Below are 24058 nucleotides of genomic sequence, written 5' to 3'. Positions count from 1 at the left end.
GCAAGTGATCCTTACACGGCGGACGAGTCCCGCCGCCGTGTTGCCCGCGAAGCGGGAGTCGGGATCAACATCAAATGGGACGTAGGGGTTTTGCATGCCTCCGAAGAAGAAGAAAATCGCCGCGCTGGTCAAGGTGCAGCTCCAGGCCGGTGCGGCGACGCCGGCGCCGCCGGTCGGTACCGCGCTCGGTCCGCACGGCGTCAACATCATGGACTTCTGCAAGCAGTACAACGCGGCGACGGAGTCCCAGCGCGGCAACGTCATCCCCGTAGAGATCACCATCTACGAGGACCGCTCGTTCAGCTTCGTCACCAAGACCCCGCCGGCCGCGCAGCTCATCCTGAAGGCCGCCGGTGTCGAGAAGGGCAGCGGCGAGCCGCACAAGAACAAGGTCGGCTCGGTGACCCGCGACCAGGTCCGCGAGATCGCCACGACCAAGATGCCCGACCTGAACGCCAAGGACCTCGACGCCGCCGAGAAGATCGTCGCCGGCACCGCCCGCTCGATGGGCATCGAGGTCAAGTAACGCGTCACCCGTGGAAGGGCCGGCGCTGGCCCGTACCACAAGTTCCATAGGAGGAACGGAAATGAAGCGCAGCAAGGCTTACCGCGCCGCCGTCGAGAAGATCGACCGCGATCGCCTGTACAGCCCCGTCGAGGCCGTGAAGCTGGCCAAGGAGACCGCCGTCACCAAGTTCGACGCGACGGTCGAGGTGGCGCTGCGGCTGGGCGTCGACCCCCGCAAGGCGGACCAGATGGTGCGCGGCACCGTCAACCTGCCGCACGGCACCGGCAAGACCGCCCGCGTGCTGGTGTTCGCGGGCGGCGCCAAGGCCGAGGAGGCCCGCGAGGCCGGTGCCGACCTGGTCGGCTCGGACGAGATGATCGAGCGGATCCAGGGCGGTTTCCTGGACTTCGACGCGGTCGTGGCGACGCCGGACCAGATGGGCAAGGTCGGCCGGCTGGGCCGGGTGCTCGGCCCGCGCGGCCTGATGCCGAACCCGAAGACGGGCACGGTCACCATGGACGTGGCGAAGGCCGTGACCGACATCAAGGGCGGCAAGATCGAGTTCCGTGTCGACCGGCACTCGAACCTGCACTTCATCATCGGTAAGGCGTCCTTCGAGGAGCGCCAGCTGGTGGAGAACTACGCCGCCGCCGTCGATGAGATCCAGCGGCTCAAGCCGTCCGCCGCCAAGGGGCGGTACGTCAAGAAGGCCGCGCTGACCACCTCGATGGGCCCGAGCATCCCGGTGGACCCGAATGCGGTCCGCAACCTCACCGCGGAGCTCGACGAGGCCTGATCCGGGTCGCGAGACCCGCGGGCGAGACCCGCACCCATGCAAGATCATCAGGATGGCAGGGCGTTCCCGAGCAGGGGACGCCCTGCCGCCGTTTCACCGGCTCCCGCGCGTGCGCAGGCGTGCAGTTGCGCGTTTTCGGGTCGTCCCGGGGGTACGCCGATGGTCGTACCGATCAGCCGTTCATTCGTACCACCGGGGGATGTAGCGCCGTTAGCACCCGGCGAGACTGGGGACACCAACAGGGCGACAAAGGAGGCTCCAACCCCCATGAACCGACGAATCGTGGTGGCGGCGGGTGGTACCGCAGTCGGCGCAGCACTCGTGCTGTCCGGGTGTAACGGGGACGGGTCGGGCACCGGCGCGACCGAAAACATGAAGCTCAGCGCCAACGAGGCGCTGCTGAAGTCGTCCCAGAAGACGGGACAGGCCGACACGTTCAAGGCCGACCTCACCGTGACGAGCACGGGCTCCGGCGGCGGGAAGGTCCACGCGAACGGGCAGTTCCGGCTGCGGCCCACGCTGAAGTTCAGCGCGAAGCTGGACGAGTTCAGCCACGGCGGGCAGTCCGTCCCGGGCGCGAAGGGACAGGCGATCTTCACCGACAACACGTTGTACGCGAAGGTCCCGCAGCTCGCGCAGTTCGTCAGCGGCGGGAAGCCGTGGGTGAAGATCGATGTGAACCAGGCCGCGAAGGGCACCGGGCTCGACGTCCAGGATCTCGTCAACCAGGTGCAGAACGTCGATCCGGCAGGGCAGACGAAGATGTTCACCGGCTCCAAGGACGCCCGCAGGGTCGGCACCGAGACGGTCGACGGCGTGAAGACCACGCACTACGCCGGCACGGTGACCGTCCAGGACGCGCTGAACCGGCTCGACGCGCCGGCGCGGGCGAAGATCAGCAAGTGGCTGCCGAAGGACAGCGCCAACGGGAAGATCAACTTCGATCTGTGGACGGACGGCGACAACCTGCCGCGCAAGCTGGTCTCCAAGGCCACCGGCACACAGGGCGACAGCGGCTCGGTGACCGTGCTCTACAGCGACTACGGCAAGTCGTTCAGCGTGAACCCGCCGCCGTCGGACCAGGTCGGGCAGCTCTCGCTGGGATCGTTCCTCGGCGGGAACTGATCTTCCGCCACACCGGCATCTCGCGGCGAAACGAACCCCGCTAGTCTCCCGTGCGTCCAAGGAACGTCCGGCCGCAGCGCTCGGGCACCCACACCAGACCAAGGAGACTCCCAGAATGATCCGTCGCATCGCCGCGGGCACGGCGGTGGCCACCGGTCTCGCCCTCACCCTCACCGGTTGTCTCGGGGACGCCGGCACCAAGGTGGACGAGGCCGGCAAGAACATCCGGCTCTCCGCCGCGCAGGTGCTCGGCAGGACGGCCGAGAAGACGGGTCGAACCGACTCGTTCAGGGCCGACCTGTCGATGCAGATGACCGGGGGACCGGCCGCGGTGGGCAACGTGTCGATGTCGGGCACGATGCAGTACCGCACGAAGCCCGACCTGGCCTACAGCATGGACTTCGAGCAGATGTCGGTGGGCGGCCAGTCGATGCCCGGCATGAAGCAGGTGCTGGTGGGCCGAACCATGTACATGAAGGTCCCCGCGCTGTCGCAGTTCGGTGGCGGCGGCGCCGCGGCGAAGCCGTGGATCAAGATCTCGCTGGACGAGCTGGGCAAGAAGTCGGGCATGAGCATCGACCAGTTGCTACAGCAGTCCCAGCAGATGGATCCGGTGCAGAACACGAAAATGCTGACCGCGTCCAAGGACGTCCGCGAGGTCGGCAAGGAGACCGTGAACGGCGTGCAGACGACGCACTACACCGGCACCTACCGGCTGGAGGACGCCCTCTCCAAGCTTCCGGCCGAACAGCAGCAGCAGTTGCGCAAGAACTCCGGCAGGCTCGGTACGGACGCCATGGCCTTCGACCTGTGGGTGGACGACCAGCAGCTCCCCCGGAAGATGTCCATGAAGTCGGGACAGACGTCCGACGGCACGATGAACCTGACGATGAGCTACCACGACTTCGGGAAGCCGGTGCAGGTCAGCGCCCCGCCCGCGGATCAGGTGGCCGACTTCGGTGCGCTGATGAAGAACCTCAGCGGCGCTCTGCGGCCCCCGATGGGAACCTGACCCGCACGTTCGCACGATGAGGGGGCCGCGCCGTGAAGGCGCGGCCCTTCGCGTTCCGTCCGCCGATTTGGAAAGGCGACGGCGAGCACGTACTCTGTTTCCTGCCGAAGACCGCCGGTCGTCACCTCCCGCGAGGTGACCGAAGGACCCGAAGAGATTCGGGCGGCCCGCGTAGGTGAGACGAGAGCTTCCGCATGACCTCCGTGTCGTGCCACGCCCCGTGCGCCTGCGCCGGGGCGTTCCTGCTTTTCTGGAGCTTTTCGCCCCGGCGGCTTCCCCAGGTAATCGGAAGGAGGCCCCATGGCCAAGGCCGAAAAGGCCGCGGCGGTCGCCGAGCTCAAGAACGAGTTCGAGAGCTCCAGCGGCGCCGTGCTGACCGAGTACCGCGGGCTCACGGTGGCGCAGCTCAAGGAGCTGCGCACCAATCTCGGCGAGAACGCCAGGTTCGCCGTGGTGAAGAACACGCTGACCAAGCGCGCGGCGGGCGAGGCCGGTGTCGACGAGCGGTTCAGTGAGCTGCTCGAAGGCCCGTCGGCCATCGCGTTCGTCAAGGGCGACGTGGTCGAGGCCGCCAAGGGCCTGCGTGACTTCGCCAAGGCGAATCCGCTGCTGGTGATCAAGGGCGGCTTCATCGACGGTCAGCCGATGGACGCCTCCGAGGTCGCCAAGCTCGCGGACCTTGAGTCTCGCGAGGTTCTCCTCGCGAAGCTGGCGGGGGCGATGAAGGGCTCCATGGCCAACGCGGCCGCCCTGTTCAACGCCCTGCCGACGCAGGCCGCGCAGCTGGTCGAGGCCCTGCGCGTCAAGCGCGAGGCCGCCGGCGAGACCGCCGAGGCACCGGCCGACGCGCCGGGCGCCGACGCGGCCCCGGCCGCCGAGGCGAACGCCGACACGGCTCCCGCCGAATAGGCACCCGCGGTTCCCCTAACACCCCAGTTTTAGCCATAGCGGAGGAAACATCATGGCGAAGCTCAGCACGGACGAGCTGCTCGACGCGTTCAAGGAGATGACCCTCCTTGAGCTGTCCGGGTTCCTGAAGGAATTCGAAGAGGTCTTCGACGTCAAGGCCGCCGCCCCGGTCGCGGCCGTGGCCGCCGCCCCCGCGGCGGGTGGCGCCGGCGGTGCCGAGGAGGCCGCCGTCCAGGACGAGTTCGACGTCATCCTTGAGGGTGCCGGCGACAAGAAGATCCAGGTCATCAAGGAGGTTCGCGCGCTGACGAGCCTCGGCCTCAAGGAGGCCAAGGACCTGGTGGACGGTGCGCCGAAGCCGCTGCTGGAGAAGGTCAACAAGGAAACGGCCGAGAAGGCCAAGGAGGCCCTGGAGAAGGCCGGCGCTTCGGTCACCGTCAAGTAGGACGGCTCCAGAGCTTCGGAGCGTTCGCGGTACACGCGGGCTCCATCGCTCGTCGAGGAGGCGGTCACCCCACCACGGGGTGGCCGCCTCTTTGCGTTGTGCCTGGTCACGGCACAGGGTCGGCTGATCGTCGAGGGGGCGCCGGGGCCGGCCGGCGGGGGCGTCCTCCTGTGCGGGAGTGATAAACCCCAGCGCGAAAGCGTGCGCCGGAACGGGTTGTGTGGATCTCGACGCGCGGCGTAGCGTCCCCTCGTGGCGCTGCGGCCACACCCGGCCGCGCAGTCACCGGCGAAGCCCGCCACGCGTCCTCATCACCCGGCTGAGGTGCTGGTTCTCGGATCACTCGTCGCACAGGTGACGTAAATAACGATTGTCTTACAACGTCACATTTTGCGGCTGATCTCGGACCGAACCTCTTCCATTTGGACGAGGGGCCGCTACGGTAGTGGAACCCGTCACAGCTACCGAGCGGTAGCAAGTGGGCGGACACGCGGTGTGACGACGGAGTGCGACGACAGCAAAGAGCCTGAGTGCTACTCGCTCATTGGTTCGGGAGTTCCCCCGGCCTGGACGAAAGGTGACGAGTGGGCGTCGAGATCAGGGTCGAGGGTCTGACCAAGTCCTTCGGCCGCCAGACCATCTGGCAGGACGTGTCGCTGACCGTGCCCGCGGGAGAGATCTCCGTCCTTCTCGGTCCCTCCGGCACCGGTAAGTCGGTGTTCCTGAAGTCGCTGGTCGGCCTGCTCAAGCCGGACCGCGGCCACATCTGGATCGGTGACCGGGACCTGCCGTACCTGCCGGAGTCCAAGCTCTACGACACCCGCAAACTGTTCGGCGTGCTGTTCCAGGACGGCGCCCTGTTCGGCTCGATGAACCTGTTCGACAATGTCGCCTTCCCGCTGCGCGAGCACACCCGCAAGTCCGAGTCCGAGGTCAAGCGGATCGTCATGGAGAAGCTCGAACTGGTCGGGCTGGTGGGCGCCGAGAAGAAGCTGCCCGGCGAGATCTCCGGTGGCATGAAAAAGCGCGCCGGGCTGGCCCGCGCGCTCGTCCTGGACCCCGAGATCCTGCTGGTGGACGAGCCCGACTCCGGCCTGGACCCCGTCCGCACCGCCCTGCTGAACCAGACGATGGTCGACCTCAACGCCGAGATCGGCGCGACGTTCCTGATCGTCACCCACGACATCAACACCGCCCGGACCGTCCCGGACAACATCGGTCTGCTGTTCCTGCGCGAGCTGGTGATGTTCGGGCCGCGCGAGATGCTGCTGTCCAGCGAGGAGCCCGTCGTCCGGCAGTTCCTCAACGCCCGCACGGTCGGCCCGATCGGCATGTCGGAGGAGAAGGACCTGTCGGAGCTGGAGGCCGAGGCCAAGCTCGGCCACGACCCCGGCAAGCTCCCCCCGATCCCGCCGCAGCTCATGACCAGCGACGGCCGGATCCGTCCGGGCCAGCACGCCCCCGGCGCCTGGTGCGCCGCGCACGGTGTCACCCCGCCGCCCGGTTCGTTCGTCGACGACCTGGGCCGCAACTGGGTTGAGGAGTGGCCGCGGTACGTGGCGTCCATGGCGCCCGTCGGCGGGTCCGTCCCGAGCGGCCCCGGCGCGCCGCCGCCCGGTACGCCCGGTGGCCACTTCCCGGGCAACCCGCCGCCTGGACGGCCCGGGGCGGGTGCAGGGTACTGATGTCCACTCCTGGTGTCGGTGCGGACCAGCGAGAGGCCGGGAAGGAGGAAGGCTCCTCCGGCGTGTTCCGCAGGGTCGGGGACGGCGCGACGAACGTCATGATCAAGGAACCGGGCCGGTTCTTCGCCCTGTGCCTGGACACCTTCCGCGCGATGTTCCGGTGGCCGTTCCAGTGGCGCGAGTTCATCGAGCAGGCGTGGTTCATCGTCAGCGTCACCGTCGTCCCGACGATGCTGGTCGCGATCCCGTTCGGCGGCGTGCTGTCGCTTCAGGTCGGCGGGCTGATCCGGCAGCTCGGCGCGCAGTCCTACACCGGCGCGACCGCGGTGGTCGCGATCGTCCGCGAGGCGAGCCCGCTGGTCACCTCGCTGCTGGTCGCCGGCGCCGCCGGCTCGGCCATGTGCGCCGACATCGGTTCGCGGAAGATCCGCGAGGAGATCGACGCCATGGAGGTGCTCGGCATCAACCCGCTGCACCGTCTGGTGGTGCCGCGGATGCTGGCCTGCGCGTTCGTCGCGATCTTCCTGAACGGGCTGGTGTCGGTGGTCGGCCTGATGGGCGGCTACTTCTTCAACGTGATGCTCCAGGACGGCACGCCCGGCGCCTACCTCGCCTCGTTCAACGCCATCGCGCAGCTGCCCGACCTGCTCCAGGCCGAGTTCAAGGCGTTCGTGTTCGGCATCACCGCCGGCCTGGTCGCGGCCTACAAGGGCCTGAACGCCAAGGGCGGCCCCAAGGGCGTGGGCGACGCGGTGAACCAGACCGTCGTCATCACCTTCATGCTGCTCTTCCTGGAGAACTTCCTGATCTCCACCCTGTACTTCCAGTTCGTCCCCTCGAAGGGGATGTGATGGCGGGTAAGCGCGCGTTCGGCGCCCCCTTCCAGCGGCTGGACGACTTCGGGCATCAGCTCTCGTTCTACCTGCGGGCGTTCGCGTGGACGTTCCGGGTGCTGCGCCGCTACCGCACCGAGGTGCTGCGGCTGCTGGCCGAGGTCAGCCTCGGCACCGGCGGGCTCGCGGTGATCGGCGGCTCGGTGGTGATCGTCGGCTTCATGACGTTCTTCACCGGCAGCCAGGTGGGCCTCCAGGGCTATGAGTCCCTGAACCAGATCGGTACCGCCGCGTTCACCGGGTTCGTCGCGTCGTACTTCAACACGCGCGAGATCGCGCCGCTGGTGTCGGCGCTGGCGCTGTCGGCGACGGTCGGCTGCGGGTTCACCGCGCAGCTCGGCGCGATGCGGATCTCCGACGAGATCGACGCGTTGGAGGTCATGGCGGTCCCGTCGATGCCCTTCCTCGTCACCACCCGGATGATCGCCGGGATGATCGCGGTCATCCCGCTGTACATCGTGGGCCTGCTCGCCTCCTACGGTGCGACGCGGCTGATCGTGACGCTGTTCTACGGGCAGTCGACCGGCACCTACGACCACTACTTCCATCTGTTCCTGCCGCCGAACGACATCCTGTGGTCGTTCGGCAAAGTGATCGTCTTCTCGGTGCTGGTGATGCTGATCCACTGCTACTACGGCTACCACGCGAGCGGCGGCCCCGCGGGCGTCGGCGTCGCGGTCGGCCGCGCCGTCCGCACCAGCATCGTCGTGATCAACGTGGCGGACCTGCTGCTCGGCATGGCCATCTGGGGCGCCACCACGTCCGTCCGGATCGCGGGGTGAGGGCGCGGTGAAGGAGCACATCCGGTACCGGCTGCTCGGGCTGTCGATGCTCGTGGTGATCGCGCTGCTGCTGGCGCTCACGGTCGCGCTGTTCAACAAGGCGCTCACGCCCGTCGTGAAGGTGGAGGTCGCCGCGGAGCGCGCCGGGCTGCAACTGCTGCCGCGCTCGGACGTCAAGGTCCGCGGCCTGATCGTCGGCGAGGTGCGGAGCACGAAGGCGACCGCGGACGGGGCGACGCTGCACCTGGCGCTCGATCCGGATAAGGCCAGGCTGATCCCGAACAATGTGCAGGCGCGGCTGCTGCCGAAGACGCTGTTCGGCGAGAAGTACGTCGACCTGGAGATCCCGGAGCAGCCGGGCCCGGCCGGGCTGCGTAAGGGCCAGGTGATCCAGCAGGACCGCTCCCAGGCCGCCGTCGAGATCGGCAAGGTCCTGGACGACCTGCTGCCCCTGCTCCAGGTGGTGAAGCCGGCGCAGCTGAACACGACGCTGAACGCCCTGGCCACCGCGTTGCAGGGCCGCGGTGACCAGCTCGGGCGCAACCTGGAGCAGGCCGACGAGCTGCTGAGGAAGATCAATCCGGAGCTCGGCACGCTGGTGCACGATCTGCACGCCCTCTCGGACGTGTCGGACATCTACGCCGCGGCGGCACCGGACCTGCTCCAGACGCTGCGCAACCTGAACGTGACCAGCAAGACCATCACCGCCAAGAAGGCGACGATCGAGCAGCTCATCCCGGCGGTCACCGGGCTGGCGACGGACGGGAACACGTTCATGCGCCAGAACGGCCCGAAGATCATCGGCTTCAACATCGCGAACCGGGACGGCCTCGAACTGATCGCTCGCTACTCGCCGTCGCTGCCGTGCGTGTTCGCCGGGATGATGAAGCTGAAGCCGGAGGCGGAACGGGTGGCCGGCGGTAACGGCTCCACGACCTTCAACCTGACGATCGAGATCGTCAAGCCGCGCCCGGCGTACAAGTACCCGCTGGACCTGCCGGAGGCCAAGGACCAGCGCAACCCGCGCTGCTACAACCTGCCGAACCCGAAGGTCCCGTTCCCCGACTACCTGGCTCTGGACGGCACCCAGGACGACCTGTGGTGGAAGAACCCCGATCCCCCGAACGGCGGGAGCGGGAACCGCGGCCGGGCCCTGTCGAACGTGTTCGTCGACCCGGGCTCGATGAGCGAGAACGAGCAGATCAAGAACGTGGTGGGCCCGATGACGCGGACCCCGGCCGACGAGGTCTCCGACGTGGCACAGCTGATGTTCGCGCCGCTCATGCGCGGTTCGGTGGTGACGGTCAGATGAGAACGACGAGCGCCGCCGTCAAGCTGGGGATCTTCGTGGTCCTCACCTCGCTGGTCACCGGCGTGCTGGCGATGACGATCTCCAACGTCCACTTCGGGGAGACGCGCAGCTACAAGGCGATCTTCACCGATGTGGCCGGGCTGCTCGACAAGGACGACGTGCGCGTCGCGGGCGTCCGGGTCGGCCAGGTCCAGAAGATCAGGCTGTACCACGGGAACCAGGCCGAGGTGACGTTCAGCGTCCAGAAGGGCGGGGTGTTCCAGGCGGGGCTCCCAGCGTCCACGCAGGTGCACGTCCGCTACCGGAACCTGATGGGTCAGCGGTACCTCGCGCTGACCGACGGGCCCGGCGGCGCCAACGACTACCTGCGGCCGGGCGGCACGATCCCGGTCGGCCAGACGAAACCCGCGCTGGACCTGACGGCCCTGTTCAACGGGTTCCGGCCGCTGTTTCGGGCACTGGAGCCGGACGACGTCAACAAGCTGGCCTTCCAGATCGTCCAGACCCTCCAGGGCGAGGGCGGGACGGTCAACAGCCTGCTCGCGCACGTGGCGTCCCTGACCACCACCCTCGCCGATCGCGACAAGGTCATCGGGCGGGTGATCGACAACCTGAACGCCGTCCTCGGCACGATCGACGAGCGGCATGACGAGGTCAACCAGCTGATCACCGACCTGCGCGGATTCGTCGGCGGGGTGTCGCGGGACCGGCAGGCGATCTTCGACTCGGTCGCGGCGATCAACGACCTGACCGGCACCACGCAGGGACTGCTCAAGGACGTCCGGCCCGACCTCAAGGACGACATCGCCGGGCTGCGGCAGCTCACCGGGACGCTGGACGCCAACAGCGGCGCGCTCGACACGGGCCTCAAGCGGACCCCGGACAGGCTGCAGAAGCTCGTCAACATCTCGTCCTACGGCTCCTGGTTCAACATGTACATCTGCGGACTCGACGCGAAGGTGCGGCTACCGGGCGGACCGGTCTTCCAGACACCGGCGATCGTGAACGAGAACGCGAGGTGCAAGTAGATGAGGGTCCCCTTCCGGGAGCGCAACCCGGTCCCCATCGGCCTCGTCGGATTCGCGATCATCATCGTGGCGCTGGCGGTGGCGATGAACCTCGACAGCATCCCGCTGGTGTCCGGCGGCAGGACGCACACCGCCTCGTTCAAGGAGGCGGCCGGCCTGAAGACCGACGAGGAGGTCCGCATCGCGGGCGTCAAGGTCGGCAAGGTCACCGGCCTCGAACTCGACGGCGACCACGTCAAGGTCACCTTCCGGGTGGACGACGGGGTGCGGCTCGGCGACCGTACCGAAGCCGACATCAAGATCAAGACGGTGCTCGGCGCGCACTTCCTGTCCCTCAACCCGCGCGGGACGGGACGGCTCGGCCGCAACATCCCGATCGAGCGGACGCACACGCCGTTCGAGGTCGTCCCGGCGATCAGCGAGCTGAGCCGGCGGGTCAGCAAGATCGACTATCGGCAGCTCGCGACGTCGTTCGACGTGCTCTCGCAGACCTTCGAGAACTCGCCGGACGAGATCCGGGCGTCGCTGCAGGGGCTGCGCCGGCTGTCCACCACCATCGCCTCCCGCGACGACCAGCTGCACGAGCTGGCGGGCAAGGCCAAGGACGTCTCGCAGCTGCTCGCCGACCGCAACCAGGACTTCGCCAAGCTCATCCAGGACGGCGACAAGGTGCTCCAGGCCGTGCAGGCCCGCCGCGCCGTCATCCACCAACTCCTGATCAACACGGTCACGCTCTCCCAGCAGGTGAACGCCCTGATCAAAGAGAACGAGGGGCAGCTGCGACCGATGCTGGACAACCTCCAGAAGGTCAACGGGGTCCTGCTGAAGAACCAGGACAACCTCGACCGGATCCTCCAGCTGTTCGCGCCGTTCGCCCGCCAGTTCGCCGACGTCACCGGGACGGGACGCTGGTTCGACTCCTACATCCAGAACCTCCTCCCGATCCCCGCCTCTATCCAGAACCCGCCCCAGGGCGGCCAGAACAGCCCGAACGGCGGTCAGCAGAAGGGCGGCCAGTCCGGCAATCAGAGCGACAACCCGTTGCCCTTCCTCCCGTGAGCAGCAGGCAGGTCACCCGTGCGTAACTCCGCAACCGTCCTTCGCCTCGGCGGCGCGATCATCACCGTCGCGGTGCTGGCCGCCGCGCTGATGCTGCTGCTCCAGAAGCCGGAGCAGCGCCACATGACCGCGTACTTCACCAAGACCGTGGGTCTGTACAAGGGCGCCGACGTGCGCATCCTCGGCATCCCGGTCGGCAGGGTCACGAAGGTGACGCCGGTCGGAGACGCGGTCAGGGTCGAGCTGAAGTACGACGCGAAGTACAAGGTCCCCGCCGACGCGCAGGCCGTCATCGTCAACCAGACGCTCGTCGCCGACCGCTATATCCAGCTCACCCCCGTCTACAAGGGCGGCCCGGTGCTGGCCGACGGCGCGACGCTGACCGTCAGCCGCACCGCGGTCCCGGTCGAGGTGGACGAGATCGGCGGCAGCCTGAACGACCTCACCAAGGCGCTCGGACCACAGGGCGCCAACGCCCCCGGGACCGACGGCACGGGCTCGCTGTCGCGGCTGCTGAAGGTCGGTGCCGACAACCTGGAGGGCCAGGGCGAGAGCATCCGGCAGACGATCGGCGACACGTCCAAGATGCTCAGCACGCTCAGCACCGACCGCGGCGACGTCGCCGACACGATCCGGAACCTGCGAATCATCACCGACGCGATGACGGCGAACGACCAGCAGATCAAGTCGTTCACCGGGCACCTGAACGGGGTCTCGGGACAGCTCGCGGGGGAGAAGGAGGAGCTGAGCGCGGCGCTCAACACCCTCGCCCCGACGCTGCGGAACGTGCAGCGGTTCATCAAGGACAACCGCGGCGAGCTGTCGGCGTCGGTCCGGCAGCTCGCGCAGATCACCGGTGTGCTCGTCAAGGAGAAGGACGCCTTCGCCGAGCTGCTCGAAGTCGGGCCGCTCGCCATCAACAACCTGGCGCGCGCCTACGACCCGCTCAGCGGCACCATCCACAACCGGGCCGACCTGCGCCAGTTTCACGATCTGGCCGACTGGATCTGCTCGCTGGCCTACTCGGTCGGGACGCCGGCGAAGCAGTGCCTGGACTTTGTCCGGCCCTACAACGGGATCGGGAAGGCGCTCACGGGCCTCAGCCTGGACCTGTCCTGGATCACCGCGCTGACCACGCACTACGACCCGGTGCCGATCCCGCCGGACGCCTACGGGCCCGGCGGCAAGGGCGCGTCCGGCAAGGGCGCATCTGGAAACGGCGCCGCAACGCGACAGCCGCGGAACCAGCACAAGCCCCAGGACATCACCTCGCTGCTGCCCGGAGGTGGCCGATGACCAGGACACGGCCCAGCGCCGGACACAGCGCCGGACGTCGCGCGCGGCTGTTCGGCGCGGTCGCGGTCGCGGGCGCGGCGGCGCTATCGGGCTGCTCGTTCGGCGGCGTGGACACCCTCCCGCTGCCCGGCGGCCCCGACCTCGGCTCCGACCCCCGGACCGTCAAGATCGAGTTCGCGAACGTGCTGGACCTCGTCCCGCAGTCGGTCGTCAAGGTCAACGACGTCTCGGTCGGCAAGGTCGAGAAGATCGACCTCGCCGGCGGGACGGGCGGCTGGCACGCCGTCGTCACCGTCAAGGTGCGCCGGGACGTCCGGCTCCCCGACAACGCCACCGCGACGATCGGGCAGACCAGCCTGCTCGGCGAGAAGTACGTGGCGCTGGCGCCGCCCGCGAACCAGCCCGCCACCGGCGAGCTCGGCTCGGGCGACCTGATCCCGCTCGCGCGCACCAGCCGCACCACCGAGATCGAGGAGGTGCTGTCGGCGATGTCGCTGCTGCTGAACGGCGGCGGCATCGAGCAGGTCGCCACGATCAGCCACGAACTCCAGGCCGCGATGGGCGGACGGGAGGCCACGATCAGGTCGGTGCTGCACCGGCTCGACACCTTCACCGGCACCCTGGACCGCAACCGCGCCGCGATCACCCGCGCGCTGGACAGCATCGACCGGCTGACGGGCAAGCTCTCCGCCGAGCGCAAGACGATCACCGACACGATCGACAGGACCGGACCGGCGATCACCGTCCTCAACCGCAACCGCGCCGACCTCACCCGGATGCTCGTCGCGCTCGACAAGCTCAGCCGCACCACGACCGGCGTGATCCGGCGGTCGCACGCCGACATGGTGGCGAACCTGCGCGATCTCGACACGATCCTGCGCAACCTCAACAAGGCCGGCTCGGACCTGCCGAAGTCGCTGGAGACACTGATCACCTTCCCGTTCCCCGCGACGTTCGGGAACGTCATCGAGGGCGACTACGGCAACGTCCGGCTGACCATCGACCTGGACTTCGAGTCCATCGCCCGGAACCTGCTCGGCGGCACCGACCTGGAGGGCCTGCTCGGCAGCGGCCGGCAGATGCGCGACATGCTCCAGGTGCCGAACGTGACGCTGCCGCAGCCGCCGCTCGGCGTGCTGCCGCAGTCGCCGGGCGGCTCGCCCGGCACTGGCACGCCCGGCACCGGCACGCCCGGGACCGGGACGCCGGGATCGGGCTCCGGCGGCGGACTGCCCGGACTGCCCGGACTGCCCGAAGGTGGCAGCGCACAAGGCCGTCCAGGGGCGCTCGGGCCCGGGTCGGGCGACCTCCAGACCCTGATGACGGGAGGTCTCTCGTGATCCTCAAGCGCGGTGTCAAGCTCCAGCTGATCGCCTTCGCGCTCATCACGGTCATCGGCGTGACGATCGTGTCGGTGAACTACATCGGGATCGGGCGGGGGGTCCTCGGCAAGCAGTACACCGCCTACGTCGACCTCACCGACTCCGGCGGCGTGTTCACCAACGCCGAGGTCACCTACCGCGGCGTGCCCGTCGGCAGAGTCGGCCCGATCGAGCTGACCAAGGACGGCATCCGGGTCAAGCTGCTGCTGGAGCGCGGGAAACGGATCCCGCGCGAGGGCACGTCCGCCATCGTGGCCAACCGGTCCGCGGTCGGCGAGCAGTACATCGACCTCCAGCCCAGCAAGAACAGCGGCCCCTACCTGGACCAGGGCGCTGCCTACACGATCCCGCGCCGGCTGACCAGGCTGCCGGTCTCCACCGCCGAGCTGCTGCGCAATGTCGACTCGCTGGTCGGGTCGGTGGACACCCGGGACCTCGGCACGATCGTGGACGAGCTGGACAAGGCGTTCACCGGCTCCGCTGCGGACCTCCAGTCCATCCTGGACGACACCGACCGGCTGCTGAAGACCGCCGACCGGGCCTACCCGGACACCAAGAAGCTGCTGGACAACAGCGTGACGGTCCTCGGCACGCAGCGCTCCCAGGGCGCCAACATCCGAGGCTTCGCCCGCAACCTGAACGAGCTGACCACCTCGATCCGCAAGGACGATCCGGCGCTGCGCCAGACCATCACCAACGCGCCCGGCGCGGTGGACGAGACCCACAAGGCGATCAACCAGCTGGCGCCGACGCTGCCCGTCCTGCTGGCCAACCTCACCACGACCGGTCAGATCATCTCGTCCCGCAAGGCCGGGCTGCGGTCGCTGTTCATCCTGTACCCGGTGACGGTCGCCGGAGCGTTCACTGTCACGCCGGGGGACGGAACCCAGCACCTGGGTCTCGCCCTGAACATCGACTCGCCGCCCCCGTGCACGAAGGGCTACGAGAAGACCAAGCCCCGCTGGCCCCAGGACACGTCCGAAAGGGATCCCGCGCTGAACGTCGGCTGCAAGGACGCCCACAACTCGCCGAGCGCCGTGCGCGGTGCCCGCAACTTCCCGCGCGACGCCATCACGCCTTACCCGCAGGTGCCCCCCGGCGCCACCAGCGGTGCCGGGTTCCCGCAAGGCGGCGCGTACGGGACGAAGGGCAAGGGCGGCTCCGAGGCCAAGGGAACCGGCGGCTCCAAGGGCACACAACAGTCCGCGGCCGAGCCGACCGGGCAACTCGCGGATGGGCGTCTCTACCTGTCCTATCCGGCCGATTCAGTCGAATTCGCTGGATACGATCCATCGACGGGCGCCGTCTACGGGCCCGACGGCAAGCGCTACGTCATGCCCCGCAGTGCCGGGACGCGCCAGTTGGGAGAGGAAGCGTCGTGGAAGTGGCTCCTGCTCGGACCGTTGAGCCAGTGAGGCCGGGCCGATGAGACGCCTCCCCTGGACCCCGATCGCCACGATCGCGCTGAGCGTCGTCGTGGTCGGGCTGATCGTCGCCACCGCCTGGCTCGGCGTCCTCACCCTGCAGAAGAAGGACGACGCCGACCAGAGGGCCAAGGCCCTCCAGACGGCGCGGCAGATGGGCGTCAACCTGCTGACCCTCGACAACAAGACCGCCCAGCGCGACATCGATCGGATCGTCGCGGGCACCACCGGCGACCTGAAGAACACGCTGGGATCCCAGACCAAGTCGCTGCTGGACCAGCTCGCCAAGACCGGCGCCAAGTCCACCGTCAGCGAGGTGGACGCCGCCGTGGTGTCCATCGACGGTGACTCCGCCGAGGTGATGGTGTCCCTGAACGGCACCGTCACCAACGCCAAGGTCAAGGAAGGCGCCCCGCGTGCGTACAGGTACCTGATGGACCTCACACGGGTCGGCGACCGGTGGCTGGTGTCCAACCTGGAGGTGGTCCCGTAATGCGCAAGACCGCCAAGCAGCCCACGAAGGCGGAGGAGGCCGCTCGGCTCGCCGAGGAGGCCGCCGAGAGGGCCCGCGAAGCCGCCCGGCTGGCCGAGATCGCCGCCGCGGAGGCCGCCGCCGAAGCCGCGGCGGAGGCCGCCGCGGAGGCTGAAGCCGAGGCCGCCGCCGGGCCGCCCACGGATGTCGAGTCCGACGCTGAGTCCGACGTCGCCTCGGACGCCGAACCTGACGCCGAGGCCGTGAAAGCAACGGAGAAGCGCGAGTCCGGCCTGAAGGTTCCCCAAAGCCCCTCCGAAGGCGAAGAAGGCGCAGCAGCCGCCTCGGCCGGTTCGGAGGCCATCTCCGCTCCCGGGGGCGACGTCGAGCGGAAGTCGCCGAAGCGCGAGGAGTCCGTCCAGGCCGACACGCCCACCGCCGAAGCGGATGAAGTGGACGAGGCAGACGAGACGGGGGAGCCCGGCGAGACGGGGGAGGCCGACGAGGCCGAAGCCGTCGAGAAGCCCAAGCCCAGACGGTTCGCCAAGGCCGAGAAGGTGCGCGGCGATGAGGACGACGACTCGGTCCGGCGGTCCGGGGCGCTGCGGAACCGGACGCTCATCGCCGTCCTGGTGGTGCTCGCCCTGGCGCTCGGGGGCGGGACGACGGCGCTGGCGATGAAGGTGCGCGAGCAGAAGGCGACCGAGACCGCGTCCCGGGAGGGAGTGTTCGCCGCGTCCCGTGCCGCGCAGGCGCTGTCGTCCTACGACTACCGGAGCCTCGACAGCGACCTGAAGGCCGGCTCGGCGATGACGACGGGCAGGCTGCGCGAGCAGTTCGACAAGCTCGCCGAGACCCTCAAGACCCTCGCCCCGCGTCAGCAGGCCGTCTCCACCACCACCGTGATGAAGGCGGGGGCCGTGAGCGCCTCCCCGGGCAAGGTGGTGGCGCTGGTGTACGCCAACCGGTCGGCGGCCACCAGTTCCGACAAGGAGCAGCGGCTGCCCGAGCCGTTGCGGATCAAGATGACCATGGTCAAGGTCGACGGGAAGTGGCTCGCGTCGGAGCTCACGGTGATCTCCTAGAGACCCCCGGTCGGCCGCCGGAAAACCCTGTCTGAGCAGTTCCGATCCCGGCGGGACGAGACCCCTCCAGGGGGTCGTTCCGTCCCCTTTCCCGGCTTACCAACGGGTAGGTGACGGGATCTTAAACTATGGCGTTCCTCACTGCAGGTCAGAGCCCGAAAAGTCCAAGTCCGCTCTTGACTACAAGGCCCTGAGGGGCGATGCTCCAAGGCAACTGTGATGCATACTGCGGGCGTAGAGTTGCGAGCGGTGTGGTGGTCGGCTACACTGCCCCTTTGCGCTGCCCTCTGACTATCCACGTGTGAGAGCTCCCCCGCCCGGGGTCTGTTTTGGACCCTGAAGCGCGGGTCTTGGACGTGGATCGTCTGGCGTGCGTGTCGTCAGTTACGCCGCGAGCCCTCGGAAGGACCACTCTTGGCAGCCTCGCGCAACGCCTCGAATACCGCAACCGGTCCGAACCGCGTCTCCTTCGCGCGCATCAAGGAGCCGCTCGAAGTCCCGGACCTCCTTGCTCTGCAGACCAACTCCTTTGACTGGCTGCTGGGCAACGAGAGGTGGAAGGCCCGGGTCGAGGCGGCCCAGAAGGCCGGAAGTAAGAGCGTCCCGACCCAGTCGGGGCTGGAGGAGATCTTCGAAGAGATCAGCCCGATCGAGGACTTCTCCGGGACCATGTCCCTCTCGTTCCGCGATCACCGGTTCGAGCCGCCCAAGTACTCCGTCGAGGAGTGCAAGGACAAGGACATGACCTACTCCGCCCCGATGTTCGTCACGGCGGAGTTCATCAACAACACCACCGGTGAGATCAAGAGTCAGACGGTCTTCATGGGCGACTTCCCGCTCATGACCCCCAAGGGCACCTTCATCATCAATGGAACCGAGCGGGTGGTCGTCTCCCAGCTCGTCCGTTCGCCCGGCGTCTACTTCGACCGCGCGCTCGACAAGGCGTCCGACAAGGACATCTACGGCTGCCGGGTCATCCCGTCGCGGGGTGCCTGGCTTGAGTTCGAGATCGACAAGCGCGACAACGTCGGTGTGCGTATCGACCGCAAGCGCAAGCAGCCGGTGACGGTGTTGCTGAAGGCGCTGGGGTGGGACGAGGCGCGTATCCGTGAGCGTTTCGGGTCGTATGAGTCGATCAACGTCACGCTGGAGAAGGACCACACCTCCGGTCAGGACGATGCGCTGCTGGACATCTACCGCAAGCTGCGGCCGGGTGAGCCGCCGACCCGTGAGTCGGCGCAGACCCTGCTGGAGAACCTGTACTTCAATCCCAAGCGGTACGACGTCGCCAAGGTCGGCCGATACAAGATCAACAAGAAGCTCGGTCTCGACCTGGACATGAACCAGGGCACGCTGACCGAGGACGACATCGTCTCCACGATCGAGTACCTCGTCCGCCTGCACGCCGGCGAGGAGGAGGCCACCCTCGGTGCCGTCGCCGTGCCGATCGAGGTCGATGACATCGACCACTTCGGCAACCGGCGTCTGCGCACGGTGGGTGAGCTGATCCAGAACCAGGTCCGGTTGGGTCTGGCGCGGATGGAGCGGGTCGTCCGGGAGCGGATGACCACTCAGGACGTCGAGGCGATCACGCCGCAGACCCTGATCAACATCCGGCCGGTCGTGGCCTCCATCAAGGAGTTCTTCGGCACCAGCCAGCTGTCCCAGTTCATGGACCAGACCAACCCGCTGGCCGGACTGACGCACAAGCGTCGCCTGTCGGCGCTGGGTCCGGGTGGTCTGTCGCGTGAGCGGGCGGGCATGGAGGTCCGGGACGTGCACCCGTCCCACTACGGCCGGATGTGCCCGATCGAGACGCCCGAGGGTCCCAACATCGGGCTGATCGGGTCGTTGGCGGCGTTCGGGCGGGTCAACCCGTTCGGGTTCGTGGAGACCCCGTACCGCAAGGTCACCGACGGTGTGGTGACCGAGCAGATCGACTACCTCACCGCCGACGAGGAGGACCGCTACGTCATCGCGCAGGCCAACTCCCTGCTCAACGACGACGGCACCTTCGTCGAGGACAAGGTCCTGATCCGCAAGAAGGGCGGCGAGGTCGAACTGATCCCGCCGCGTGATGTCCAGTACATGGATGTCTCGGCGCGGCAGATGACCTCGGTGGCCACGGCGATGATCCCGTTCTTGGAGCACGATGACGCCAACCGGGCGTTGATGGGTTCCAACATGCAGCGGCAGTCGGTGCCGTTGCTGCGCAGCGAGGCGCCGCTGGTGGGGACCGGTATGGAGTACCGGGCCGCGACCGATGCCGGTGATGTGATCACTGCGGACAAGGCCGGTGTGGTGGAGGAGGTGTCGGCTGACTACGTCACGGTGATGAACGATGACGGCACCCGCACCACCTACCGGGTGGCCAAGTTCAAGCGCTCCAACCAGGGCACCTGCTTCAACCAGAAGCCGATCGTGGACGAGGGTTCGCGGGTGGAGGTGGGGCAGGTCATCGCCGATGGGCCGTGCACCGATGACGGTGAGATGGCGCTGGGCAAGAACCTGCTGGTGGCGTTCATGCCGTGGGAGGGCCACAACTACGAAGACGCGATCATCTTGTCCCAGCGGCTGGTGCAGGATGATGTGCTGTCCTCGATTCACATCGAGGAGCACGAGGTCGATGCCCGTGACACCAAGCTGGGGCCTGAGGAGATCACCCGCGATATCCCCAACGTCTCCGAAGAGGTGCTGGCGGACCTGGACGAGCGCGGGATCATCCGGATCGGCGCCGATGTGGTGCCCGGTGACATCCTGGTCGGGAAGGTCACGCCCAAGGGTGAGACCGAGCTGACGCCGGAGGAGCGGCTGCTGCGGGCGATCTTTGGTGAGAAGGCCCGTGAGGTGCGTGACACCTCGTTGAAGGTGCCGCACGGTGAGCAGGGCAAGGTCATCGGTGTGCGGGTGTTCTCCCGCGATGAGGGCGATGAGCTCCCGCCGGGTGTGAACGAGCTGGTGCGGGTGTATGTGGCGCAGAAGCGCAAGATCACCGATGGGGACAAGCTGGCGGGCCGGCACGGTAACAAGGGTGTGATCTCCAAGGTGCTGCCGGTGGAGGACATGCCGTTCCTGGAGGACGGCACCCCGGTCGACATCGTGCTCAACCCGCTGGGCGTGCCCGGACGCATGAACGTCGGCCAGGTCCTGGAAACCCACCTCGGCTGGATCGCCGCCCAGGGCTGGGACATCAGCGGGGTGGCGGAGGAATGGGCCGAACCGCTGCGCGAGAAGGGCTTCGACCGCGTCGAGCCACGCACCAATGTCGCCACCCCGGTCTTCGACGGCGCCAGCGAAGAGGAGATCATCGGTCTTCTGGGCAGCACCACCGCCAACCGCGACGGTGACCGGATGGTGATGCCTAGCGGCAAGGCCCGGCTGTTCGACGGCCGGTCCGGCGAACCGTTCCCCTACCCGATCGCCGTGGGCTACATCTACATCCTCAAGCTGCACCACCTGGTCGACGACAAGATCCACGCGCGGTCGACCGGCCCGTACTCCATGATCACCCAGCAGCCGCTCGGCGGTAAGGCCCAGTTCGGCGGCCAGCGCTTCGGTGAGATGGAGGTGTGGGCACTGGAGGCCTACGGCGCCGCCTACGCCCTCCAGGAGCTGCTGACCATCAAGTCCGACGACGTCCTTGGCCGCGTGAAGGTCTACGAGGCCATCGTCAAGGGCGAGAACATCCCCGAGCCCGGCATTCCCGAGTCCTTCAAGGTGCTCATCAAGGAGATGCAGTCGCTGTGCCTCAACGTCGAGGTGCTGTCCAGCGACGGCATGTCCATCGAGATGCGCGACACCGACGAGGACGTCTTCCGCGCCGCGGAGGAACTCGGCATCGACCTGTCCCGGCGCCCCAACGAAGGGGCGATGAACGTCGAGGACATCTGAGGAACGACCGACTAGCTCGGAGCCATCCGCCAAGGCGAGCGCCTAGGCCGGTCCCCACGGCCTGAGCGTGGTGGCCAAGCAATGACGCACGTTCGCGCGCAGAGATAACCCAACGAAAAGGCGCCGCCTCCGACCGGCTGAATAGGGTCGGAGGCGGCGCCGAACGTTGGCCACATGCAGGCCGCGATACCCCGCGTGTGGAACGGAGGGTCACGGTCCGATCATGCCAGGGGCCGGTCACCGCGCCACTTGAGCTGCGCGAAACCGGGCTTGATCACCCCGTTGATCAGTTCGAGCCGCTCGGTGAACGACACGAACGCCGACTTCATCGCGTTCACCGTGAACCACTGGAGGTCGTCCCAGTCGTAATCGAACACCTCGGTGAGCTTGGCGAACTCTTCCGAAAGCGTCGTCCCGCTCATCAGCCGGTTGTCGGTGTTGACCGTGACGCGGAAGCCCAGCCTGCGCAGCAGCCCGATCGGATGCTCCTCGATCGACGTTGCCGCGCCCGTCTGGACGTTGGAGGAGGGGCACATCTCCAGCGGGATCCGTTTGTCGCGCACGTAGTCGGCAAGGCGTCCGAGCCTGGCCTCGTCGCTGTTCACCTCGATGTCGTCGATGATCCGGACCCCGTGGCCGAGCCGGTCGGCCCCGCACCACTGGATCGCCTGCCAGATGGAGGGGAGGCCGAACCCCTCGCCCGCGTGGATGGTGAAGTGCGCGTTCTCCCGCTGCAGGTACTCGAACGCGTCCAGATGCTTGATCGGCGGGTAACCGGCCTCGGCACCCGCGATGTCGAACCCGACGACGCCGTCGTCCCGGTACCGGACGGCCAGCTCCGCGATCTCCGTGCTCCGTGCCTGGTCCCGGTTCGCGGTGAGGAGCGTCCCGACCCGGATGCCGAACTCCCGCCTTCCCAGCGCGAACCCGTCCAAGACGGCCTCGACGACCTGCTCCAGCGTCAATCCGGCGCGGAGATGCAGCTCGGGTGCGTACCGGACCTCCGCGTAGACGATCCCATCGTTCGCAAGATCCTCAGCGCATTCGTAGGCGACCCGCGTCAGGGCTTCAACGGACTGCATCACGCTGGAGGTATGGGAGAACGGCTCCAGGTACCGTTCCAGCGACCCTGAGTTGGCCGACTCCGCGAACCATGCCCGCAAGGCCTCGGGGTCCGTGGTCGGCAGCCCCCCGTACCCGGACTCCCGCGCCAGATCGGCGACGGTCCCGGGCCGTACGCCGCCGTCCAGATGGTCGTGCAGCAGTACCTTTGGCGCACGCCGGATGTCCTCAAGCGTCGGACGAGTGTTGAATCCGCCCGGCCTGGCCCCCAACGACCTCGTCACCCAGCCACCCCTGGACCAGCACCGATACCGCGCTTGGAGCCGGCTCCAGCGGTGGTCACGCGGACGCCGGCGCGGGCGACGATATTCCCGTTGGCGAGGGTGACGACTTGCAGGGCGCCCACGCCGTTCACACGGACATGGGGCACGATGACTCTGAGCATTGTTTGCTTTCTGGTGTTCGTTCGAAGTTGTAGCCGGCAGAGTCGCCGCGACGGTCATGGAGGTGCCCAGGCCGTAGGATCCCCTGCGCCCGGGGCCCACTGCAGTGAGCAGATCATCGGCGCTGCGCGGTGCCGCCCTTATCGCGAGCCGAACCGTCACCGCGACGATCCGTCCTCGCCTCCCTGCCCCTTTACGGTCGCGGTCCCGTCGCCGTTTGTGGTGAAGAGTTTTTCGGAGAGTTGGTCGCAGAGGGTGTGGAAGGCGGTGTCGTGGAGGATGTCGGGGGTGCGGGGGCGGGGGAGGTCGATGGTGATGGTGTCCAGGATGGTTCCGGGTCGGGGTGACATCAGGACCACGGTGTCGGAGAGCAGGACGGCTTCGGCGATGCCGTGGGTGACCGCGTCGTCTGCGCCAGCCGGGCCGCCGCCCGTTGCCGTGGTCTGCGGCAACGCTCCCTCCTCGGCCATCGCGGGGCTCACCCCCCGAGCAACTCGTTGGTGAACAGCGACTTGTCGGCCTTGATCCCGATGCTGGACAGGCCGGTGATCGTCTGCTCGATCAGCGCGTCGGACATCCAGAACAGGCCCTTGGACGCCGTACCCGGGCCGGTCACGTACGGCGCGAAGGCGGCAAGCGTTTTGATCTCCTCGTCGCGCTTCAGGCCGAGCTTGGCGCCGTAGTTCTTGATGATCACGTCGGCGGCATGCTTGTGATCGCGCAGTGCCGCCTCCCAGCCCTGCCTGCTGGCCGTCATGAACTTGCGGGCGCTCTCGCGCGCGGCGGAGTCGTCCAGGGTCTTCTGGGAGACGAAGAAGACGTTCTGCATTCGGTTGAAGCCGAAGTCGGCCAGGGGCATCACGTGCGTTTTGATCCCGCGTAGTGCCAGCGACACCGGCTGGTTTGAGGCGAACCCCCAGATCGCGTCGACCTCACGGGCGGCGAGGGGCGCGGGATCGAACTGGATCGGCACGAGCTTGACCTTGCTGACATCGACCCCGTTACGCTTCATGAACACCAGCGCCGTGTTCTTACCGGCCAGCGTGATACCGAGCTTCTTACCCTCGATCTCCTTCGGATTCTTGACCGGATTACTGGCGAGTGAGACCCAGCATTCGGGGCTCTTTTGCAGTCCGGCGCCGACGATCTTCAGCTTCGCGCCACGGGCAACGGCGGTGGCGACATTCTCCGGAATCGCCTCGATACCGACGTTGACGCGACTCGTCGTCACCAGCGGGACGACCGCGGAATTCGGCCCGCCCGGGAGGACGTCCACGGTGAGGCCCTGCTTGGCGTAGTAACCGTCCTCGGTCCCGAGGAAGATGCCGGAGTATTCCGAGTTCGGGATCCAGCCGAGCTTCACGGAGAATCGGCCGGTTGTGGAGCCGCCGGCGGCGCCGGTGCCCTCGTTGGTACCGCACCCGGCCAGCCACGGCACCGCCGAACCGG

Annotated in this window: 21 protein-coding genes; 18 read left to right on the top strand and 3 right to left on the bottom strand. The window is 67.8% G+C overall.

All coding sequences use genetic code 11. From position 1 onward, the window contains the following. Nucleotides 1-94 precede the first annotated feature (94 nt). From rplK to rpoB, 18 genes are all read left to right on the top strand, one after another. Nucleotides 95-526: a 50S ribosomal protein L11 gene (gene rplK, locus AMA02S_RS33090; RefSeq protein ID WP_067466582.1), complete on the top strand. Its 432-nt coding sequence runs from the start codon at nucleotides 95-97 to the stop codon at nucleotides 524-526. A gap of 61 nt (nucleotides 527-587) precedes the next feature. Continuing rightward, the gene (gene rplA / locus AMA02S_RS33085) at nucleotides 588-1304 is read left to right on the top strand and encodes a 50S ribosomal protein L1 (RefSeq protein WP_067466579.1); all 717 of its coding nucleotides are present in this window, start codon (nucleotides 588-590) and stop codon (nucleotides 1302-1304) included. Nucleotides 1305-1571: 267 nt separating this feature from the next. Continuing rightward, nucleotides 1572-2429: an SCO4651 family lipoprotein gene (locus tag AMA02S_RS33080; protein ID WP_067466575.1), complete on the top strand. Its 858-nt coding sequence runs from the start codon at nucleotides 1572-1574 to the stop codon at nucleotides 2427-2429. Nucleotides 2430-2544: 115 nt separating this feature from the next. Further along, nucleotides 2545-3441, top strand: coding sequence for an SCO4651 family lipoprotein (locus tag AMA02S_RS33075; protein WP_067466574.1), 897 nt, complete (start codon nucleotides 2545-2547; stop codon nucleotides 3439-3441). 300 nt (nucleotides 3442-3741) lie between these two features. After that, on the top strand, nucleotides 3742-4350 hold the full coding sequence (rplJ, locus tag AMA02S_RS33070) for a 50S ribosomal protein L10 (protein ID WP_067466571.1): 609 nt from the start codon (nucleotides 3742-3744) through the stop codon (nucleotides 4348-4350). A gap of 52 nt (nucleotides 4351-4402) precedes the next feature. Beyond that, complete coding sequence (gene rplL / locus AMA02S_RS33065; RefSeq protein WP_067466569.1) at nucleotides 4403-4795, top strand: 50S ribosomal protein L7/L12; 393 nt, start codon at nucleotides 4403-4405, stop codon at nucleotides 4793-4795. A 584-nt stretch (nucleotides 4796-5379) separates the two neighbouring features. Then, the gene (locus AMA02S_RS33060; RefSeq protein ID WP_067466566.1) at nucleotides 5380-6480 is read left to right on the top strand and encodes an ABC transporter ATP-binding protein; all 1101 of its coding nucleotides are present in this window, start codon (nucleotides 5380-5382) and stop codon (nucleotides 6478-6480) included. Beyond that, the gene (locus tag AMA02S_RS33055) at nucleotides 6480-7331 is read left to right on the top strand and encodes an MlaE family ABC transporter permease (protein WP_245667935.1); all 852 of its coding nucleotides are present in this window, start codon (nucleotides 6480-6482) and stop codon (nucleotides 7329-7331) included. The genes AMA02S_RS33060 and AMA02S_RS33055 overlap by 1 nt, the downstream gene beginning before the upstream one ends. Next, nucleotides 7331-8155, top strand: coding sequence for an MlaE family ABC transporter permease (locus AMA02S_RS33050; protein WP_067466563.1), 825 nt, complete (start codon nucleotides 7331-7333; stop codon nucleotides 8153-8155). The genes AMA02S_RS33055 and AMA02S_RS33050 overlap by 1 nt, the downstream gene beginning before the upstream one ends. A 7-nt stretch (nucleotides 8156-8162) precedes the next feature. After that, entirely contained in the window at nucleotides 8163-9467 is a 1305-nt protein-coding gene (locus AMA02S_RS33045) for an MCE family protein (protein WP_245667934.1), read from the top strand. Next, the gene (locus tag AMA02S_RS33040; protein WP_067466560.1) at nucleotides 9464-10495 is read left to right on the top strand and encodes an MCE family protein; all 1032 of its coding nucleotides are present in this window, start codon (nucleotides 9464-9466) and stop codon (nucleotides 10493-10495) included. The genes AMA02S_RS33045 and AMA02S_RS33040 overlap by 4 nt, the downstream gene beginning before the upstream one ends. Beyond that, nucleotides 10496-11554, top strand: a complete 1059-nt coding sequence (locus AMA02S_RS33035) for an MCE family protein (protein ID WP_067466558.1) — start codon at nucleotides 10496-10498, stop codon at nucleotides 11552-11554. 18 nt (nucleotides 11555-11572) lie between these two features. Next, nucleotides 11573-12850: an MCE family protein gene (locus AMA02S_RS33030; RefSeq protein WP_084265866.1), complete on the top strand. Its 1278-nt coding sequence runs from the start codon at nucleotides 11573-11575 to the stop codon at nucleotides 12848-12850. After that, nucleotides 12847-14190 (top strand): MCE family protein, encoded by a 1344-nt coding sequence (locus tag AMA02S_RS33025; RefSeq protein WP_067466555.1) that lies wholly within the window; start codon nucleotides 12847-12849, stop codon nucleotides 14188-14190. Before AMA02S_RS33030 ends, AMA02S_RS33025 begins: the two co-directional genes overlap by 4 nt. Beyond that, a complete protein-coding gene (locus AMA02S_RS33020) occupies nucleotides 14187-15647 on the top strand; it encodes an MCE family protein (protein ID WP_067466552.1) in 1461 nt (486 codons plus the stop codon). The genes AMA02S_RS33025 and AMA02S_RS33020 overlap by 4 nt, the downstream gene beginning before the upstream one ends. Before the next feature lie 10 nt (nucleotides 15648-15657). Further along, complete coding sequence (locus AMA02S_RS33015) at nucleotides 15658-16149, top strand: Rv1363c family protein (protein WP_067466549.1); 492 nt, start codon at nucleotides 15658-15660, stop codon at nucleotides 16147-16149. After that, nucleotides 16149-17213 carry an Rv1363c family protein gene (locus AMA02S_RS33010; RefSeq protein WP_067466547.1) on the top strand — a complete coding sequence of 355 codons (1065 nt, stop codon included), beginning with the start codon at nucleotides 16149-16151 and terminating at the stop codon, nucleotides 17211-17213. Before AMA02S_RS33015 ends, AMA02S_RS33010 begins: the two co-directional genes overlap by 1 nt. A gap of 414 nt (nucleotides 17214-17627) precedes the next feature. Next, the gene (gene rpoB, locus AMA02S_RS33005) at nucleotides 17628-21104 is read left to right on the top strand and encodes a DNA-directed RNA polymerase subunit beta (protein ID WP_067466544.1); all 3477 of its coding nucleotides are present in this window, start codon (nucleotides 17628-17630) and stop codon (nucleotides 21102-21104) included. A 221-nt stretch (nucleotides 21105-21325) separates the two neighbouring features. Here rpoB and AMA02S_RS33000 read toward each other — a convergent pair whose 3' ends face one another. From AMA02S_RS33000 to AMA02S_RS32990, 3 genes are all read right to left on the bottom strand, one after another. Continuing rightward, nucleotides 21326-22450 (bottom strand): adenosine deaminase, encoded by a 1125-nt coding sequence (locus AMA02S_RS33000; protein ID WP_084265865.1) that lies wholly within the window; start codon nucleotides 22448-22450, stop codon nucleotides 21326-21328. Between the two features lie 317 nt (nucleotides 22451-22767). Then, entirely contained in the window at nucleotides 22768-23079 is a 312-nt protein-coding gene (locus AMA02S_RS43300; RefSeq protein WP_067466538.1) for a hypothetical protein, read from the bottom strand. An 8-nt stretch (nucleotides 23080-23087) separates the two neighbouring features. After that, on the bottom strand, nucleotides 23088-24047 hold the full coding sequence (locus tag AMA02S_RS32990; protein ID WP_157430990.1) for an ABC transporter substrate-binding protein: 960 nt from the start codon (nucleotides 24045-24047) through the stop codon (nucleotides 23088-23090). Nucleotides 24048-24058: the final 11 nt, after the last annotated feature.

Origin of the sequence: Actinomadura macra NBRC 14102 (assembly GCF_001552215.1) — a bacterium.
Taxonomy (GTDB): domain Bacteria; phylum Actinomycetota; class Actinomycetes; order Streptosporangiales; family Streptosporangiaceae; genus Spirillospora; species Spirillospora macra.
The sequence above is the reverse complement of the archived record's forward strand: the minus strand, read 5'-3'. Positions and strand labels throughout refer to the sequence as shown.